14 protein-coding genes and 1 pseudogene are annotated in these 18885 nt (G+C 59.8%); 12 read left to right on the top strand and 3 right to left on the bottom strand.

Features of this window, described 5'->3' with window-relative positions:
• Positions 1-279 precede the first annotated feature (279 nt).
• The 9 genes from LRP59_RS02975 (at position 280) to pknB (ending at position 11589) form a co-directional block, all read left to right on the top strand.
• Positions 280-1398 carry a hypothetical protein gene (locus LRP59_RS02975; RefSeq protein ID WP_002533230.1) on the top strand — a complete coding sequence of 373 codons (1119 nt, stop codon included), beginning with the start codon at positions 280-282 and terminating at the stop codon, positions 1396-1398.
• A 510-nt stretch (positions 1399-1908) separates the two neighbouring features.
• Positions 1909-2871 carry a phosphotransferase gene (locus tag LRP59_RS02970; RefSeq protein WP_014604313.1) on the top strand — a complete coding sequence of 321 codons (963 nt, stop codon included), beginning with the start codon at positions 1909-1911 and terminating at the stop codon, positions 2869-2871.
• Between the two features lie 74 nt (positions 2872-2945).
• Positions 2946-3989, top strand: coding sequence for a hypothetical protein (locus tag LRP59_RS02965; protein ID WP_002512905.1), 1044 nt, complete (start codon positions 2946-2948; stop codon positions 3987-3989).
• Positions 3990-4160: 171 nt separating this feature from the next.
• A complete protein-coding gene (locus LRP59_RS02960) occupies positions 4161-4850 on the top strand; it encodes a DUF3662 and FHA domain-containing protein (protein WP_002521044.1) in 690 nt (229 codons plus the stop codon).
• A 2-nt stretch (positions 4851-4852) separates the two neighbouring features.
• Positions 4853-5341, top strand: coding sequence for an FHA domain-containing protein (locus LRP59_RS02955; protein WP_002512903.1), 489 nt, complete (start codon positions 4853-4855; stop codon positions 5339-5341).
• Positions 5342-5344: 3 nt separating this feature from the next.
• Positions 5345-6832, top strand: coding sequence for a PP2C family serine/threonine-protein phosphatase (locus LRP59_RS02950; protein ID WP_002512902.1), 1488 nt, complete (start codon positions 5345-5347; stop codon positions 6830-6832).
• Positions 6829-8220, top strand: coding sequence for an FtsW/RodA/SpoVE family cell cycle protein (locus LRP59_RS02945; protein ID WP_002512901.1), 1392 nt, complete (start codon positions 6829-6831; stop codon positions 8218-8220). Before LRP59_RS02950 ends, LRP59_RS02945 begins: the two co-directional genes overlap by 4 nt.
• Positions 8217-9644: a penicillin-binding transpeptidase domain-containing protein gene (locus LRP59_RS02940; protein ID WP_002512900.1), complete on the top strand. Its 1428-nt coding sequence runs from the start codon at positions 8217-8219 to the stop codon at positions 9642-9644. Before LRP59_RS02945 ends, LRP59_RS02940 begins: the two co-directional genes overlap by 4 nt.
• 46 nt (positions 9645-9690) lie before the next feature.
• Entirely contained in the window at positions 9691-11589 is a 1899-nt protein-coding gene (pknB, locus tag LRP59_RS02935) for a Stk1 family PASTA domain-containing Ser/Thr kinase (RefSeq protein WP_002512899.1), read from the top strand.
• A gap of 87 nt (positions 11590-11676) precedes the next feature.
• On the opposite strand, the gene LRP59_RS02930 is transcribed toward pknB, so the two are convergent.
• On the bottom strand, positions 11677-12507 hold the full coding sequence (locus tag LRP59_RS02930; protein WP_002512898.1) for a DUF881 domain-containing protein: 831 nt from the start codon (positions 12505-12507) through the stop codon (positions 11677-11679).
• Between the two features lie 121 nt (positions 12508-12628).
• Here LRP59_RS02930 and LRP59_RS02925 point away from each other — a divergent pair, with 121 nt between their 5' ends.
• On the top strand, positions 12629-12910 hold the full coding sequence (locus LRP59_RS02925; protein ID WP_002512897.1) for a cell division protein CrgA: 282 nt from the start codon (positions 12629-12631) through the stop codon (positions 12908-12910).
• A gap of 39 nt (positions 12911-12949) precedes the next feature.
• On the opposite strand, the gene lysS is transcribed toward LRP59_RS02925, so the two are convergent.
• Both lysS and LRP59_RS02915 read right to left on the bottom strand, forming a co-directional pair.
• The gene (lysS, locus tag LRP59_RS02920; protein ID WP_002512896.1) at positions 12950-14482 is read right to left on the bottom strand and encodes a lysine--tRNA ligase; all 1533 of its coding nucleotides are present in this window, start codon (positions 14480-14482) and stop codon (positions 12950-12952) included.
• A 53-nt stretch (positions 14483-14535) separates the two neighbouring features.
• A pseudogene (locus LRP59_RS02915) lies at positions 14536-14829 on the bottom strand (DNA-binding protein); the annotation flags it as partial.
• Between the two features lie 272 nt (positions 14830-15101).
• On the opposite strand from LRP59_RS02915, the gene LRP59_RS02910 reads away from it, so the two are divergent.
• On the top strand, positions 15102-16838 hold the full coding sequence (locus LRP59_RS02910) for an ABC transporter ATP-binding protein (RefSeq protein ID WP_002512895.1): 1737 nt from the start codon (positions 15102-15104) through the stop codon (positions 16836-16838).
• Positions 16835-18835 (top strand): ABC transporter ATP-binding protein, encoded by a 2001-nt coding sequence (locus LRP59_RS02905; RefSeq protein ID WP_002512894.1) that lies wholly within the window; start codon positions 16835-16837, stop codon positions 18833-18835. Before LRP59_RS02910 ends, LRP59_RS02905 begins: the two co-directional genes overlap by 4 nt.
• Positions 18836-18885: the final 50 nt, after the last annotated feature.

Genomic DNA, 18885 nt, shown 5'->3' with positions numbered 1-18885 from the left:
TTTATCACTGCATGCTTTCGGGGCTACGCTACGGCGTTTCCTTCGTTCTACGAAAGTCGAATGATCAACAACAGGCTATTCCGCCGGAGGGTATGAGATATATGCTCCGTGAAATCACGCATATGCGCCAACCGCAGTAATACACCGCAACACCACCACACAGAAAATGAAGGCCGTGCCATGAGTGTCAAACCCCGCTACCTTTCCCCGAACATGGAGAACCCACCGATTCCCTTGGTAGAGCGTCCATACTCCCGGAAGCAACGCCGACTGCGAACCATGAGCCCGGACCCAACCCAGCCGCGTATTTTTTCCTACGCACCGCTCAATGCACCAATATGGCTCCCGTTCGCGGCAGTCGCGACCGGGATAATTATCTGGTTTGCCGTCAACAACACCGGCGGATTCAGAACCAACCTTACAGGCTGGCTTATGAGCACCATAGTACTCGCCATATCTTACAGCTGTCTGGCGGACTGTTTGTGGCACAGATTTGGCGTTGATCAAGACAAGGTATGGACGCGGTTCGGCCACCTCGGCCACCGCGAAATCCGTTTCAACGAGATCACCCATTTCGACGCGGATGCATACAACTTCAAACTGCGGGCAGGAAAAACTAAGATCACCGCTAACTACCACTACTTCGATTACGCTTTGCTTTGCTTGCGTCTATTAGAGGAACTCCACCACCGTCGGATACATCTACCGCAAGCCCGTGCGGATGACCCCAACGGGGACCAAGAAGCGCAGAAATGGCGCAACATCCTCGCTGGAACTGTGTGGATGGAGCACCGCGATTTCTACGACAACCACCCTGAGGCCTTGGCACAACTCAACACCCTTATCGCACCACCTACAATGTACCAAGCGTCGTCTGGCTCTTCGTTGGACGATCCATCTTATGGTGCCTTACAACAAGCGCGCGCAGAGCACGACGACAACCGACACCTGGACTTCAACAGCGCTTCACAGGTTGCACAATCACTTCCGCCACTTCACCTGTCAAACGTACGCGTCAGTGCACAGCCCACTAGCGCTGAGGTTAGGCACCTGTTGCGCGACACCGAGTACGGATACACTTTGAGGATTCGATTCGACACCGCCGATGGCGACAGCGTCGTATTCGACGGTAATGAGTTCGAACCCTTGGACGAACTCCTCATGGACCCAGCACACGTCGTCATTGGGACAGGCCCATACCTTACAGGGACCGACTTCCCCGACACCCCGGCTTCCGAGTTGGCCAAAAAACACCATATTACCGTGGATTGTCTCATACTTTACGACGTGGAAGACTACGCCATGACAGGCCATGATCAACTCATCGCAACGATCAACTCTGATGAAATACCGCAGCTACACGCCTGGGTGGATCGATTTCTAGAACTTGTCAAATAATGCTAACAATAACTATCCACAGAATGTCACACATGGGGCATCTTTTACACCACACCGAACACGAAATACCGGGATGTACAAATGCGGCCCATCGCTGGCAACTTCGGTCTTTCCCGTCGTCACCTTAAGTTCTCGTTGGAATTACGACGGGTGCAGGTGGCGTTGATGATAACCGGAGTTAGTCAATATGTTCGTCGAACACGTCAGCAACCATGCATCCATCTAGGCAGGCCCGGGGACAAGTGTTGATCTCGCGACAAACCTTATCCAGGTCAGCATGGGGGATGCCGAGAGCCTCCAGACAGAGACAGTGGTAGGCGAATGCTGGTCCATTACCGGTGGCGATCGACCGGACCGGCAAGCCGGTACCCTAAACACAAGGAAGCAAACCCCTCCACGTAACGACTTGAACACTCACACGCTAGAAGGTGTTGCACTTCCGAGCCTAGGTATCGCCACGACGGCCACGTCGTGAACTAAAGTATGGGCTAAGGGCACGAGGAGGCGTCCATGAAACCATCACGAGCCCGCTGGGATCAACTGCCCGATTCGGTTCACCATCGAGTCGCCGAAATTCTGGGGTCCCCGGTCTCCGTTGATCACGTCCAGACCCACGGCACCGCTCCTGGCGTGGCATCGCGAGTCGTCACCGCTGATGGCTCTCATGCCTTCGTCAAAATAGGCCATCCAGCCATCAATGAGGCCATCCCCAGCCTCAACCGTCGTGAAGCCACCCTGCTGTCGCTCCTCCCCGACACCGCACCCGCCCCGCGCATACTTGGTCGCATCGACGTCGACGGATGGGTAGGCATGGTCACCTCCGACATCGAGGGCCCCCACCCCGACCTGCCCTGGTCCGATGAGGACATCGACACCACCCTTGCTTCGCTGTCCCGGCTGGCTGAAGTGACGGCCGATTTCCACCAGCAGTGGGAACCATTCTCGGCACGCCTGCAAAACACCCACTCGGTGTGGGAACAGTTCATGGCCGACACCCCCGCCGACCTCGACCCCTGGCTCATCGAGCGCCTACCCGACCTCGCTGGACGTGTCGAGCGGCTCGCCCGCCACGCTTACGGTGACACCGTTATCCATAGCGCGGTTCGATCCGACAACGTGCTTTTGCGCACTAGCGGAACTATTCTCGTTGATTGGTCCCATGCCGTGATCGGCCCGGCATGGGTCGACGCTGCAGGACTCATCGTCGACATCATTCACACCGATCCAATTGACGCCCCACGATGGAATCGCGCCGATAACCTAGTTAAGCGCGTCGCGGCTGAGTTCTCCCCATCCACTCACGGCGAACCAGCAGTCGAACCTATCGTCGACTTTCTCGTCGCCATTTTGGGGCTCTCAGAACGCGAATGCCGCAATCCCGACCCCGCTGGAATGCCGCAATTCCGCGAGTTTCAGCGCGAGCGGGCAAGTCGATTACGCGCCTGGCTGTGGGCCTCCGAACACCTCGCGTAACTATCGAACTGAAACGGTGCGAACCCTCATGAGCCCCCTCTCATGAGCCCCCCTCGCGCGGCAGAATAAACACCATGCACCTCGATCTCGGCCTGACCAAGACCATCAACCGGGCAACCCATGTCACCCGCGGATTCCGCCGCATTATCATGGTGACCGCCGCAGGCGAGGGCCGCCCTGACCGTCTCGTCACCGACCTCACCAACGAGTTCTCCCGGCGGGGAATCGATGTGTCACAGCTCCCGATCGAGGGATCCGAGGACACCGCTTCGTCAATGCCTGCCCCGGCACACAAGGTGCTGGCGAAATGGTCACGTCACCGTCAGGGGACAGCACGCCATGAACTCGGTGAGAGCCTCGACCACCAGTGCGCACTCATCGTTACTGATCCCCGTCGTCTTGACGAGATCGTCAGCCTTCAAGCCCAGTCGGACCGCCCCGTCGTCGTCCTGCTCGCCACCGACCCTGACGACGCTCCTGACAAGCTTCCGGAAATTGTTGACGTTGTCGTCACCCCTAACCCCCAGACCGATCCTTGGGAACACCTCGGCGTCCCGGTGCATTCCATCGGCGTCCCGGCGACTGGCGGCAGTCCGGCCCCTGGCGACCGACCCAACCGAATTGCCCTACTTGGCCCGTGCACCGATGAGCAGCTTGCCGACGCTCTCCTCGCCTTCGACCACGCCTGCCAAGTTGTGCCCGGCTGGTCCTTGGAGATCTGCCTTGACGATGAATCCAGAGCCCGCTCGGCAGTGGCAGCCCGCCGCGACGTCGGTATTCACCCAGCTGGATCCGAAAACACGGTTATGAACCAGAGCGAGTTGGCCCTCGTCATGACCCGCAAGGAGGATCTGGCCTCCCGAATCCTCGACGCCGCTGGCGCCGGCCTGCCCTCAGCCGCTTACGCCGACACCCCTGCGGCAGCTGACATCTTGTCGCGGTGCGGGTACCCTGCCGCCGGCGAATTGTCGAGCGCCCTGGCCCAGGGCATGGCTGACGCACCGCTGCGTCGGATCCAACGGGAGTATGTCGCCGAGGTCCTTGCCGACCACGCCGGCGCAAAGATCGGCGAGGCATGGCTCGACCTCATGTTCAATGTTGGGCTGAGTCGCCACTGAGCCGGTTCTCTACGGCGCGTAGCGTATCCGAGAACGTGTTCGGCCCACCCACACGCCACGCGGAACACGGTCTCCACGCGGCGCCGTCAAACCTTCTGGGTACACTCGCATGGGGGGTTACCCGTGTGAAACGGGCGCCGAACCCGACATGTAGCCGGAAGGAGGAGCCGGGTGGGATTCCTGGACAAAGTCGAGAAGTCGATCGAAGGTGCCGTCAGCGGCGTCTTCGCGCGCGCCTTCCGTGGTGAGGTTGAACCGGTGGAGATCGCCGGTCGGCTGCAGCGCGAGCTCGACTCCGAGGCACAGATCCTGTCCCGCGACAAGTCACTGGTCCCGAACGATTTCGTCGTCCGCTTGTCCAGCCGTGATTACGAGCGTCTAGTCCCCTACACCAAGACCCTTAACGCCGAGATCATCCCAACCCTGCGCGACCACGCCAGTGAACGTCACTACGTATTCAACGGGCCTATCCACATTCGGTACGATTTAGACGACACCCTTCCAGTGGGTAAGTTCACCGTCCTCACCGGGGAAAACCACGCAAAGGCCGTCTCAGATCGGCGTGCACCGCTCGTGCTGGAAGTCGACGGGGTGCGCCATCCCCTCACCCCTCCGGGACTGACGATTGGCCGTGGATCTGACGCCGACATCCGCATCAACGATCCGGGTATCTCTCGCCTCCATGCTCGTATCAACGTCTGGCCCCAGGGCAACGACATTGGTTTGTCCATTGAGGACCTCGACTCCACCAACGGGGTGACGGTCAATGGCGTCAAGGTCACCAGCACCGAACTTGGCGACGGGTCACGCATCGAGATCGGCTCAACGAGGATGCTGGTCCACTCGCCGACGAGGATCTGATCGTGAGCGAATTTCTCGTCACACTATTACGCATCGCTTATCTGGCGATATTGTGGATCTTCATCCTGTTTGTCACCAATGTCATTCGTACCGATATCTACGGTCACCGGGTCCCTCGCAATGCTGGAGAAGCCGCCGTGGAATCCAGACGACGCAGTAAAGGCCGCAGAACTCGTCGTCGTGAGCAGGCCCCCATGCCAACCGGCCTGCAGGTCATTTCGGGGAGTCGAGCTGGCACCTTTGTTCCGCTAGCCAACGGCGTCACGGTAGGGCGCGGCAACGACTGCACCCTACCGATCGACGACGACTACGCCTCCACCCACCATGCCGAGTTCAGCCCAGGGATCGACGGCGCATGGTTCGTTGAGGATCTGGCCTCAACCAACGGCACCCATGTCAACGGTGAGCGCATCGAGAATCCGACGCGCCTGTCGGTGGGGGACGAGGTGCGAATTGGCAGGACCACCATGACCGTCACCGGTAGGCGATGAGCAATGGCCTTTTCCCTCGATATTCGATGCCATTCCGAAATCGGTCTGGTCCGACGCAATAACCAAGACTCGGGATACGTCTCCCCGAGGATGCTCGTCGTCGCTGACGGCATGGGAGGCGCAGCCGCGGGTGACCTTGCCTCGACCGTCGCGGTACGCCACGTTGCTAAGGCCGACCGAAGGTTCTCCGGCGAGGGCTCACCAGCTCGCCCCCAAGGTGAGGAGATGCTCACCGTTCTTTCCGGTGCGGTAGCCGACGCCAACGACGAACTGGCGGATCTCGTCGCATGGGACTCCTCCCTTGAAGGGATGGGAACGACCTTCTGTGGCGCGATGTTCTCTGGTACCCAGCTTGGCATCGTTCACATCGGCGACTCCCGTGGCTATTTGCTGCGTCAAGGCCGGATGAAACGGATGACTCACGATCATTCCTGGGTGCAGTCTCTTATTGACGATGGGCGGATTACTCCCGAGGAGGCCGCTGTTCACCCACACCGGTCCCTCCTGCTCAAGGTGCTTAATGGTCAGCCTCAGCACATCCCGGACACCCAGATCGTGGATCTTCGTTTGGGTGACCGCATTCTCTTTTGCTCCGACGGACTATGCGGACTGGTTAACGACGATACGATCGGCGAGCACCTCAACACCACCAACCTCGACGACGTCGTCGATCTGCTCACAACAGACGCCCATGCTGGCGGCGGCACTGACAACATCACCATCGTCGTCGCCGAGGTCGTTGAGGCCGACCCCAACCTGGACGCTTCCGAACCACACATCATTGGCGCAGCAACGACCCGCAAAGTACCCGAGCATGAGGTCACCGCCCCACTGCCCCTCGATCAACCGGCATCCGCGACAAACAATGACGGCAAGTCAACCGTATTGTTCGACTCCGAGGCCGAAGAGTCGATGCGCTACGCCCCCGTGGATTCCATGACCCGTCACCGCCGCCATTGGTTGTGGCCCGTCGTCATCTTGGCCTTCGTCGCTGTGGTAGTCAGCGGCATTTTTGGCGTTCGCGCCTACCTCAACACCCAGTACTACGTTGGTACCGACGACGACACAGTAGCCATCTACCAAGGATCACCCGACAATTTAGCCTGGATCCAGCTATCCCACGTCACCGAGAAAACCAACATCAAAACTGCTGATCTTCCCCGCTATTACCGAGACCGCGTCTTGGGGAATATCAGGGTCTCGTCCATGGATTCAGCCCACGCCACAGTTGCTGAACTGCGTACTGGGGCCCAACAGTGCAAGGTAATAAGGGAGGGTGCCACTGCGCCACCTCCTACTAAACCCGCGACGCCCCCCTCAACACCCCCGCAACCTTCCGCCAGCGGGCCCACCGCGAACGCCCATCACACTCCCCAGCCGTCCGCTGTACCAACCCCGGCCACGCCGACGCCAACTTCCGCTATGCCCTCACCGAGCGCCTCAGGCCATGAAGTCGACCTCCCGGCCGTCACTTCGGGGGATTGCCAATGAGTATCGGACAGGAATTTGATGACGGCACCGTCGTCATTCAGGCCAAGAGGCGCTGGACGGAACTCTTCATGCTCCTCATCGCCTGGGCTATTGGCTTCGGCGGATGGGTTCTCACCGAGCTCAACATCAACCACGTGCTGCCAGATACGTGGACAACCGTCGGCGGCGTGTGGCTGGCGGTGGCTGTCGTCGCGCATATTTTCGTGAGGATCGTCATACCCTACGCTGACCCGGTAATCCTGCCTATCGTCTTCACTCTCAATGGGCTCGGGCTAGCGATGATCCATCGCATCGACTACATCCCTGATCCGCACTATCATCGCATGGACGCCCAGGCTTTGTGGACGGCTTTGGGCATTGTCCTCTTCGTCGCGACGCTGCTCATCCTGCGCGACCACCGCAACTTGCAGCGCTATCCGTATGTGCTGTTCATTGTGGGCCTGGTTTTCCTCATGCTGCCCCTGGTGCCGGGCCTGGGCATGGAGACGTTGGGGTCGCGGGTGTGGATCCACGTTGGCTCCTACACCTCCCAGCCAGCCGAAGTATCAAAGGTCGTGCTCGCTATCGCTTTTGCTGGCTACCTCGTCGACAACCGTGACGTCCTTTCCCGCGCCGGGCACAAGATCCTTGGAATTACTCTGCCGCGCGCCCGCGACCTCGGGCCAATTGCCGTTATGTGGGTAGCAACGATGCTCGTCATCGTCTATCAGAACGACCTGGGCACCGGAATGCTGTTCTACGGCATGTTCGTCGTGATGCTGTACATCACCACCGAACGAGTCGGATGGGCCATACTAGGGGCGGTGAGCTTCCTCGGCGGCGCTGTGCTGGCGTACACCTGCTTCGGCCACGTACGAGTTCGCTTCGACTCATGGCTGCACCCATTCAGCAATTACACCCAGAACTACCAAATCATCCAGGCGCAATTCGGGCTTGCCTGGGGAGGATTAGCCGGGCGCGGCTGGGGGTTAGGACGTCCCGGCATGGTTCCCCTGGCGTGGAGCGACTTCATCGCTACATCCATAGGTGAAGAACTCGGCGTCACCGGCCTCATGGCCGTCATCGTGCTCTTCTTCATCCTTACCGCCCGCGGAATGCGCACCAGCCTCGGTTGCCGTGATGACTTCGGCAAGCTTATGGTCGCTGGCTTGTCCTTCACCCTCGCCCTGCAGGTCTTCGCCATCATCGGTGGCGTCACCCGCCTCCTACCATTGACCGGTCTGACAACGCCATTTATGAGTCAAGGTGGTTCTTCCTTGATCGCAAACTGGGTCATCGTTGCGATCATCATGATCGTCTCACACCGGAACCGAAAGCCTGCCGACGACTTCGCCGCCACCGTCCCGGCACCTGATCCGCAACAGGCCATCACCGGAGGCACGCGATGAATAGACAAATTCGCGCAGTCTCTTTGCTCGCCGGGCTGATGTTCCTGGCCCTCATGGTCAACCTCACAGGTTCGGCTATGTTCCGGCAGGCCAGTCTCAACAACGATCCCCACAACGTCCGGGTGCGTGACGCGGAGTTCTCCCAGAACCGCGGCAACATCCTCGTCGGTTCGAGACCGATCGCTACCACGACGTCAAGCAATGGCAAGTTCGCCTATCAGCGTGTGTACCTATCGGGGCCGAAGTACGCACCCATCACCGGGTATTACTCCTACTACTACGGACGATCCATGCTGGAGCAGACCCAAAACGCCCAGCTCACCGGAACCTCCGATGCCCAATGGCTCTCTCGCATCACCGGCACCTTATCTGGCCACAAACCTGAGGGCGGCTCTATCACCACGACGATTAACGCCAAAGCACAGGATGCCGCGTGGAACGGGCTCAAGGGAAAGAAGGGCGCTGTCGTCGCATTGGACTACACCACTGGCGCGGTGCTGGCTATGGCGTCGTCCCCCTCCTATGATCCCAACGAGCTTGCCTCCCACCACCTCAACGACACCACCCGAGCATGGAAGAACCTCGTCGCGGACCCGTCGTCTCCGCTGTCGAACCGCGCGACCCGAGAAATATATCCTCCGGGCTCAACATTCAAACTGGTGACCGCCGCGGCAGCTCTCCAGAACGGGTATCACCCGAATTCCATGGTCGACTCACCGGAAAATTGGATCCTGCCGGGCACTCGCACCCCGCTGACGAACGAGACCAACTGTGGGGGCAGCAGGATCACCTTGACCCACGCCCTTGACATCTCGTGCAATACCGCCTTCGGTAAAGTTGGCGTGAGCCTGGGCCAAGACAAGATCCGAGATCAGGCTGAGCGATTCGGGTTTGGCAAGGTTGTCAGCTCCGATGTGTCCTCAGTCGCATCAAGATTCCCCCAGAACCTCACCGATGCGCAGTTGGCGCAGAGCTCCATCGGCCAGTTCGACGTCGCAGCCTCTCCGCTGCAAATGGCCATGGTGACTGCCGGCATCGCCAATGACGGCAAACTCATGACCCCTTACCTCACCGCGCAGGTGAGAGCATCAAACCTGCAGGTAGTCTCCGAACATCACCCGAAGCAGATGTCTCAACCGATGACAAAGGAGTCGGCCGAGCAGCTAAAGGCGATGATGGTCTCGGTGGTCAACAATGGCACTGGCAAGAGGGCGCGCATTAATGGGACCACCGTCGGCGGTAAGACCGGCACCGCCCAGACGGTACAAGGTAAGGCCCCCTATGCGTGGTTCGTCGGATGGTCGGACAACCCGCACGTCGCAGTAGCGGTCTTCATCCAATCTTTGGACACCGCCATCAATGAAATCTCGGGAGGCCGACTCGCGGCTCCCATCGCTAGAGATGTCATCGAGGCGATGAGATGACAAGCAGACAAACAACCCACTACGTCAACACAAAGGAGATCCCTCAATGAGCGCTGAGAGTTGGCTCTCCGGGCGTTACGAGCTGCAGAATCTCATCGGTCGTGGCGGCATGGCCGATGTCTGGAAGGCCCGCGACCACCGCCTCGGCCGCGACGTCGCGGTCAAGAAGCTGCGCACTGACCTCGCCAGCGACGACACCTTCCAAGCGAGGTTCCAGCGCGAGGCGCAGTCGGCTGCGCGGCTTAATCACCCCAATATCGCCGCCGTGTACGACACAGGTGAAACGAAAGACCCGGCTACCGGCCTGCCGGTGCCGTTTATCGTCATGGAGCTCATTGACGGTCACACCCTGCGCGACGTGCTACGTGACGGTCGCAAGATCCTCCCCCGGCGTGCCCTGGAGTTCACTCAAGGTGTGCTCGATGCACTGAGCTACTCCCACGCCGCCGGCATTGTCCACCGCGACATCAAACCAGCTAACGTCATGCTCACCCGCGAGGGCTACGTCAAGGTCATGGACTTCGGTATCGCACGTGCGGTCGCCGACACCTCCGCCACCATGACCCAAACGGCCGCCGTCATAGGCACCGCCCAGTACCTGTCCCCTGAGCAAGCCCGCGGCGAGACCGTCGACAATCGCGCTGATATCTATGCCACCGGCTGCCTGCTCTATGAGCTGCTGGTCGGGCGTCCACCGTTTATCGGTGACTCCCCCGTCTCGGTGGCCTACCAGCACGTCCGCGAGATCCCGGCCCCACCGTCCTCCCTGGACGCTGAGATCACCCATCAGATGGACGCAATCACCCTCAAGGCGCTCGCCAAGGACCCGGCGGATCGTTACCAGACTGCTAAGCAGATGCGTGACGACATTGATCGCCTACTCTCGGGACGCGAACCTTTTGCGATGCAGAATTACGCCGATTCTGGGGCTGATACTGAGGAGCAGACTCACCTTATTCCAGCCGCTGCAACCGATCCCGTCCCTGCCACTGCTGCTCAGCAAGACGAGGCCAGCCCTGCTAGCGCTGAAAGTCCCCAGGAGCCTGAAGAGCCGCATCGTAAACGTTGGCCGGTTATCGTCGTCACGATCGTAGTCGTGGTGCTGCTCGCCCTGCTCGGGTTCGGATTACATAAGATCCTTAATTCGTCCTCGCAGCCCTCTCCGGCTCCTACGCCATCCAGAACGGTGAAAATGGTCAAAGTTCCAGCCGTCACCGGCTTGAGCCAACAGGGGGCAACCTCAACCCTGGAAAATGCCGGTCTGAAGGTCCAGGTCGACCACGTTCAAAAGGACCAGGCGACCGCCAACCAGGTCGTCTCGCAAAGCCCAGCCGCTAACGAGAAGGTTCCTGCCGGTAGCGACGTGAAGATCACGGTTAACGATGGCCCGAAACAGCTAACGATCCCGCGCAATATTGTCGGATTGCCTAAGGACGACGCCCTTAAAGCCCTTAAGGATGCCGGGTTCTCTGATAGCCAGATCAAGGTAACCAACGACGACCCCAAGACTGAGCCGAATTCGGCGAAAGCTGGCGCCGTTGACGCTGTCAGCCCGGAAGCCGGAACGACTCTGGCCCCAGATCAGCAGGTCACCTTGACGATCGCCACCGGCAAGTCGGTGGTGCCGAACCTTAAGGGTATGAGCGTCGAAGAGGCTAATTCGGCCGCTGGATCAAGCGGATTCTCCATCTCGGTGGAGCGTCAGGTGACGTCCTCTGCTGCTCCAGGAACGGTCTTTGGCCAGGATCCGGATTATGGGGCTATTGCTAACAGGTCAACGGCCATCAAGGTGCTCGTTGCCGTGGCACCGCCAGCCCCGGAGCCTACTCGCGAGCCACCGACGAACTCCGCTCCTTCCGAGGAACCGTCCTCGTCGTCAATCGCACCGGTCCCGCCGGCCCCGACGACTGCAGTACCCACGACTAGTTCGTCGTCGGGCCGCTGACCGATGCGCTCATCGGCGGGCTCATCTGGCTGGCGCTAGCGGGGGCTTCGATGTCCCCATACCACAGCGTCCGCTAAATTGCCCGGCTCAACGCGGCGTGGCGTGACTCACAGCAACGGCGCCGGTGTAGGCAGGCATGGTGACTTGGCCAGCTCTCTCCACCGACCACCCGAGCTGGTAAGCACTCACGTATTCCTTGTAAATGCGCACCGCTTCAGAGGTGTCGAGAGCTTTCTGCATGGCGTTGAGGTCCCCGATCGCCTCGATGACGTAGGGAGGAGCGTAGGCCACGCCATGCAGGACCACGGTATTACCGACGCATTTCACGGCTGTGGTGGAGATGACTCGCTGCCCCTGAATGGTCATGGCCTCTGCTCCCCCAGACCACAAGGTGTTGACAACCATCTGGATGTCCTGCTGGTGGACGACCAGCATGTTGGCGTCGACCCCGTCCGGATTCTCGCTGAGGGGTGCGTCGTCGAGCGTGACGCGCAGGGCTTTACCACTGACAGCTCCCAAACCAACGGACGGCGCTAAAGCCGACGCCGACGAGATGACCGAGGACGTGACGCCCGGAGTCTGATTAGCTTTGGAAAAGTCTTCCACCTGCGCCCGCAGACCGGCTGCCTCCTTCTGCAAGGCGGCGTTGTGACTGGCCTGGCTACGCACTAGGGTGGCCATGTCGGTATCACGCTCGGGCCGAAGATCGTGACCGCGTGAATTGATAGCAGCCGTCGTCATCATGAGACCAGCCAGGGCCATGACAATCACGGTGGCGGATCTAGCTAGACGAGGGTGCCGCGAATCCGAACGGACGTCCTGAATAGAGGGGTCTGTCGTAGCCTGCGACCTATCCTCGTCGATATCGACGGATGCGTCGTCGGGACGGACGTCATCAGGGTCGTTGCCGTCGCTCATCGTCCCCTCCTCGCAGGCTGACCCGTGTCGCCGGAATTGGCGATCGTCCTCTAGGCTAGTCAAGCAAGACTTGTCCCATCACGCTCGGTGGGCGTGTCCTCGAACCCCAGGAGTAGTCACCGTGCCCGAATCGAAGGTCAGACCGCAAGCCAAGAAGAAGGCCCAGGCCAAGGACCGGGCCACAATGGATGAACGACGAGCCGAGAAAAAGGCTGCACCGGTTGATCGCTCGTGGGTCCCGAAGGTCTTCGTCCCTCTCTTTTTACTCGGGGTGTTGTGGCTGATCGTCTACTACATCGCGGGTAATCAGATCCCCGGTATCAGCGACCTGGGTGACTGGAACATCCTCATCGGTATGGGGCTCATGGCTGCTGGATTCGGCGTCGCTACCCTGTGGAAGTGAGCGGGAGGCCCACCAGGGATGTCCCGGCGGGCCTTCGGGTCAGTGTTCTGGCTTGAGCAGCGGGAAGAGAATCGTCTCGCGGATCCCAGCGTTGGTAAAGAGCATCACCAACCGGTCGACACCCAGCCCCAGACCACCCATGGGCGGGCAGCCGAATTCCAAGGCTTCGAGGAAGTCCTCGTCAAGCTGCATCGCCTCAGGGTCGCCCGCGGCGGCAGCGAGGGATTGCTTGGTAAGAACTTCACGCTGGATAACCGGGTCGACGAGCTCGGAGAAGCCAGTACCGCGCTCCATCCCGCCGATGATGAGGTCCCAGGCCTCAACCATGCGAGGATCGTCGCGGTGCGGACGGGCCAGAGGCTGGGCGATAGCCGGGTAATCACAGACGAAGGTGGGGTTGATAAGGCCTGGCTCGACGAGTTCACCGAAAAGCTCCATAACGACCTTGCCAGCCTCCCACGACTGGTCGATCTCAATCTCGTGCTCAGCGGCGATGGCCTGCAACTCCTCCAACGGGGTGTCAAGGGTGACCTCACGCCCTAGTTTTTCCGACAGGCCTGGGTAGACGCTGACCCAACGCCACTGCCCGTCGAGGTCGATAGTGCCTTTGGGGGTCTCAATCTGATGGACATCGAGGGCGTCGGCCACCGCCATGATGATGTCCTTGATCACCTCAGCAATAGTGAATTGGTTGCCCCAGCTCATGTAGGCCTCGAGCATAGAAAACTCGGCCGAGTGGCTGGAATCAATGCCCTCGTTGCGGAACACCCGACCCATCTCGTAGACCCGATCGGTGCCGCCGACCATCGCCCGCTTGAGATAGAGCTCAAGAGCGATACGCAAACTCATGTCAATGTCGAAGGCATTGAGGTGGGTATTAAATGGGCGGGCTGCGGCACCACCGTGGACCAACTGCAGGATCGGAGTCTCGATCTCGAGGAAACCGCGCTCGTCGAGGGCGCGACGCACCGCGCGGGTGATAAGGGCGCGGGTGCGCACCATCTGGCGAGACTCTTCACGAACGACGAGATCCGCGTAGCGACGACGCACCCGGGTCTCTTCCGAGAGCTCCTTATGGAGGGTCGGCAGCGGACGCAGAGCCTTGGAGGCCAACCGCCACTCAGCAGCCATGATGGATAACTCACCACGACGAGAGACGACGACCCGGCCACGCACCCAGACATGGTCACCCAGGTCAACGTCGGACTTCCACGCAGCCAAGGACTCATCGCCCACCTCGGCTTTGGAAAGCATGATCTGCAACCGCTCACCGTTGGAAGTCTCGGTAAACCCGTCCTGCAGGCTGGCGAAACACAGTTTGCCGGTATTGCGAACAAAAACGACACGTCCGCCGACGGTGACCTCGTCGGTGGTCTCCTCGCCAGGTGCCAAGGTCAGCTCCCCGGTGTCGTCGGTGTATTTCTGACGAACCTGGACCAGGGTGTGGTCGCGTAGCAAATCGACCGGATAAGCCTGGCCTCCGTCAGCGATGATCCGGGCCCGCTTGTCGAGGCGGACCTGCATCTGCTCGGAGACGTCAGGGGACTGGCTGGATGCAGTGTCAGAACTCACCAGGGAATCTTATCGAAGCAGTAAGCTGACGACGATTTCGCCTATGTCGTTCGTCACAATGCAGAATCCCCAGCCCCGTCGTCACGCCTACGACGATCCAACATCGTTCTTTCGTACCGCTCGACCATCTCCTCCTCGCTCGGTGGCTCAGAAAAATCGATGTCATCAACGGGGGCACCTAAAACCTTGGAAGTCAGCATCGGATCCGCGTTACCTTTCTCCGTCTCCTCAAGCAACGCAGCTATGACGGTCGGGGACCAATCAGGGACGAATACATCTCGGTATCGCTCTGCCGCACTGGTTCTGGCGAGTGTGAGTAACTTCGGAGTCGTCAGCTTTTTGGCTTTACCGGCCGGAGAACACCATGATCTACCTGCCCGGCGTCGACCATCCGCCACTGCTCATCGGTGAGCTTGCACACCCCGTCAGAATCAACCAGAAGAGCCCCGCCACCACAAGCGTCTCATCCCCCTCACAACACCCCACCTCCCGCGACACACAGCCTACCGACCTACCGCATGCGGGCGACCAACCGTGAACTCCACTAAAGTGGTCGTGCCGCTCGCATTTATCCGGCACACCGGCGGCGGTTGCACACGTCCCCGTCTGAGGAGTATTCGTGCTGGCAAAACTCGTGACCCGACACCTGAGGGCCTATCGGTTGCACGTTGCCGTCATCATCGTTATGCAGGTTTGCGCCCAAATCGCGGCCCTGACCTTGCCAACCATCAACGCAGACATCATCAACAAGGGCGTCGTGACAGCGGATACCGGATATGTCACCACCCACTCCCTCTTCATGCTGGCGGTCGCTTTAGGGCAAGCCATCTGCCAGGTCATTGCGGTTTATCTCGCCGCTCAGGTGGCGATGGGAATGGGCCGTGACGTTCGCGACGCCATCTTCACCCGCACCCTTGACTTCTCGGCCCGGGAGATCAACAAATTCGGAGCACCATCACTCATTACCCGGACTACCAACGACGTCCAGCAGGTGCAAATGCTGGTCTTTATGACCCTGGCAATGCTCATCGGGGCGCCGATCATGATGATGGTCGGGATCATCATGGCCGTGCGCGCCGACGTTTCCCTGTCGTGGATCATCGTGGTGGCAGTCATCCTGCTAGCCATCGGTGCGGGGCTGATCGTCTCCCGGATGGGGCCACTGTTTAAGCGTCAGCAGAAACGCATCGACGACCTCAACCGAGTCGTGCGTGAACAAATCACCGGCATCCGCGTAGTGCGAGCTTTCGCCCGGGAGCGCCACGAAGCGGCACGTTTCGACGCCACCAGCTCCTCCCTGCGCGACATCCAGGTGAGCGTCGGCCGGACTATGGCGGCGATGTTCCCCCTCGTCATGCTCATCATGAACCTGTCCCAGATTGCGGTGTTCTGGTTTGCGGCCACACGGATTGACGACGGACAGACCGAAGTCGGCATTTTGGCCTCATTCACCACATACCTCATGCTGATTCTCATCAGCGTCATGATGGCGGTCATGCTCATCGTCATGTGGCCACGAGCCTCGGTATGCGCAAACCGCATCGAGGAAGTGCTGCACACCTCGTCGTCTCTCACCATTGATCCCGAACCTGTAATGGCCCTGCCCGACGCTCCGACCTTGCTGGAGTTTCGCGACGTTACATTCAGCTACCCCGGCGCTTCTGAGCCGGTTCTCCACGACATCTCCTTCACCTTGGCCCGTGGCACGACGACAGCCATCATCGGTTCCACTGGGTCGGGGAAATCAACCCTGGTCAACCTCATCCCCAGGCTCGTCGACGTCACTCACGGACAAGTACTCGTCAACGGAACCGACGTGCGCCGTTACGACCCTGAAACCCTATGGAGCTGCATCGGACTGGTGCCCCAGAGGCCCTACCTCTTCGGTGGCACGGTAGCGTCAAACCTGCGTGATGGTCGCTGCGACGCAACTGACAAGGAGCTCTGGAACGCCCTGCACGTCGCACAGTCAGACGATTTCGTCTCCCACATGGACGGAAAGTTAGAGGCCACCATCACCCAAGGTGGCACCAACGTCTCCGGAGGTCAGCGACAACGCCTATCCATCGCCCGAGCCTTGGTCAAAGATCCCCACATTTACATTTTTGACGATGCCTTCAGCGCCCTCGACGTGGCCACTGACTCCCGACTCAGAGCCGCCCTCGAGGCCAATCATGGCGACGCCGCGATGATCATCGTCGCCCAGCGGGTCTCGACGATCCGCAACGCCGATCAGATCCTCGTCCTCGACGCCGGACACATCGTCGGTAGGGGGACTCACGACGAACTCATCAAGTCATGCCCGACCTACCTCGAGATTGTCGACTCCCAGCTATCGATCGAGGAGGCGGCATGACCGGCAAGGACGCCCAGCAGGCACCTACCAGGAATGAGCAGGCTGAGATCGCCCGGGCCTCCTCCCAACAAGGCCATCGTGGTAGTCAAGTTGCCGAAAAACCCATTTCTTTTGGGCCCTCCCTCAAGCGACTGCTCGGCCAGCTCAAACCCCATCGCATCACGCTGACGATCGTCGTCATCATGGCCGCGATCTCAGTGGCTTTCAACGTCATCGGCCCGAAAATCCTGGGCCGCGCCACCGACGTCATTTTTGGCGGCATCGTCGGAAAACAGATAGGCAAGCACATTCCCGCAGCCCGGGGCATGTCAGCCGACACATTCATCAACACACTCGGAAAAGCCAGCCACGGTGGAGATCGAGGAAAGATCATCACCCTGCTGCAGCAATATCCTCATGTCGTCATCGGTTCCGGCATCGATTTCCACCGGCTCGGCGTCATCATAGGTTGGGCGTTGGGCCTGTACGCCTGCGCAGCCCTCTTAATGTTCCTGCAGGGGTTCCTGCTCAACACCGCCATTCAGCGATCCATGTACGACTTGCGCCGCCAGGTCAGTGCCAAACTAGACAAGCTGCCACTGTCGTACTTTGATGGTCAGCCCCACGGCGAGCTCATGAGCCGGATGACCAACGACATCGACAACGTCTCCCAGACCTTGCTACAAACCTTGCAGCAGCTCCTCAACGCTCTGTTGACGATCATCGGCGTGTTGATCATGATGTTTTGGATCTCACCGCTGTTGGCCGTCATTTCCCTAGTCGTCATCCCGATCGCCGGGGTCATCGCAGGTCTCATCGGCAAGAGGGCCCAGGGACAGTTCGCCCAGATGTGGAAAGCCACCGGCGAACTCAACTCGTGGGTGGAGGAGGCGTACTCCGGCCATGCCCTCGTCAAAACCTTCGGGCGCAGCCGGGCTGTCGCCCAGGAATTCCACGAACGAAACGAGGAACTGCGTCAGGCGACCACCAAGGCCCAATTTGTCTCCGGCCTCATCCAACCAGTGATGTTCCTGCTCGGTAACGCCAACTACGCCATCATCGTCCTCATCGGATGTCTGCGGGTGGCGAAGGGCCAGATGCCGCTAGGCAACGTGCAGGCCTTCATCCAATACTCCCGAATGTTCACCCAGCCGATAACCCAGATTGCCTCCATGGCAAATCTGCTGCAGTCCGGGGTGGCTTCCGCGGAGCGGGTGTTCCAAGTTCTCGACGCCGACGAATTATCCACGGATACTCACGGAAGCCTCCCAGCCACGAAGGGACGAGTCGTCTTCGACCACGTTCGCTTCTCCTACAACCCGGACAAGCCTCTCATCACCGACCTATCCCTGGTCGCAGAACCAGGACAGACGATTGCGGTCGTCGGACCCACGGGAGCCGGCAAGACGACGCTGGTGAATCTGCTCATGAGGTTCTACGAGATTGATGACGGAACCATCACCCTTGACGGCGTTGATATTTCCACCGTCCCTCGCGCCGAACTGCGCTCCCGGCTCGGCATGGTCCTACAGGACACCTGGCTATTCAGCGGAACTATCCACGACAACATCGCCTACGGCTGCCCTGAAGCATCCGAAGAAGACATCCTTAACGCCGCACGGGCCGCCCACGTCGACCACTTCGTTCACACCCTGCCCGACGGTTATGACACCATCATCGATGAGGATGGATCCAATGTTTCAGTGGGTCAAAAACAGCTCATCACCATCGCTAGAGCCTTCCTAACGGCCCCGGACCTACTCATCCTTGACGAAGCCACTAGTTCGGTGGACACCCGCACCGAGATGCTCGTTCAGGAAGCGATGGCAAACCTGCGCAAGGGGCGTACTAGCTTCGTCATCGCCCATCGCCTCTCCACTATCCGGGACGCTGACCTCATCCTCGTCATGGAACACGGCGACATCGTCGAGCAGGGAAGCCATAGTGAGTTGATCGAGCACCAGGGTCACTACTACGAGTTGTACCAAGCGCAGTTCGCCGCGGCGAGTCACGAATGAGGCACCGCACCCACATTCTTAGCAACAGGCTCTAAAGTTGATGAGGTGCC

Origin of the sequence: Cutibacterium sp. 37298 (assembly GCF_023838685.1) — a bacterium.
Taxonomy (GTDB): domain Bacteria; phylum Actinomycetota; class Actinomycetes; order Propionibacteriales; family Propionibacteriaceae; genus Cutibacterium; species Cutibacterium acnes.
Note: the sequence above shows the minus strand (reverse complement) of the source record. Positions and strands in the feature narration are given on the sequence as shown.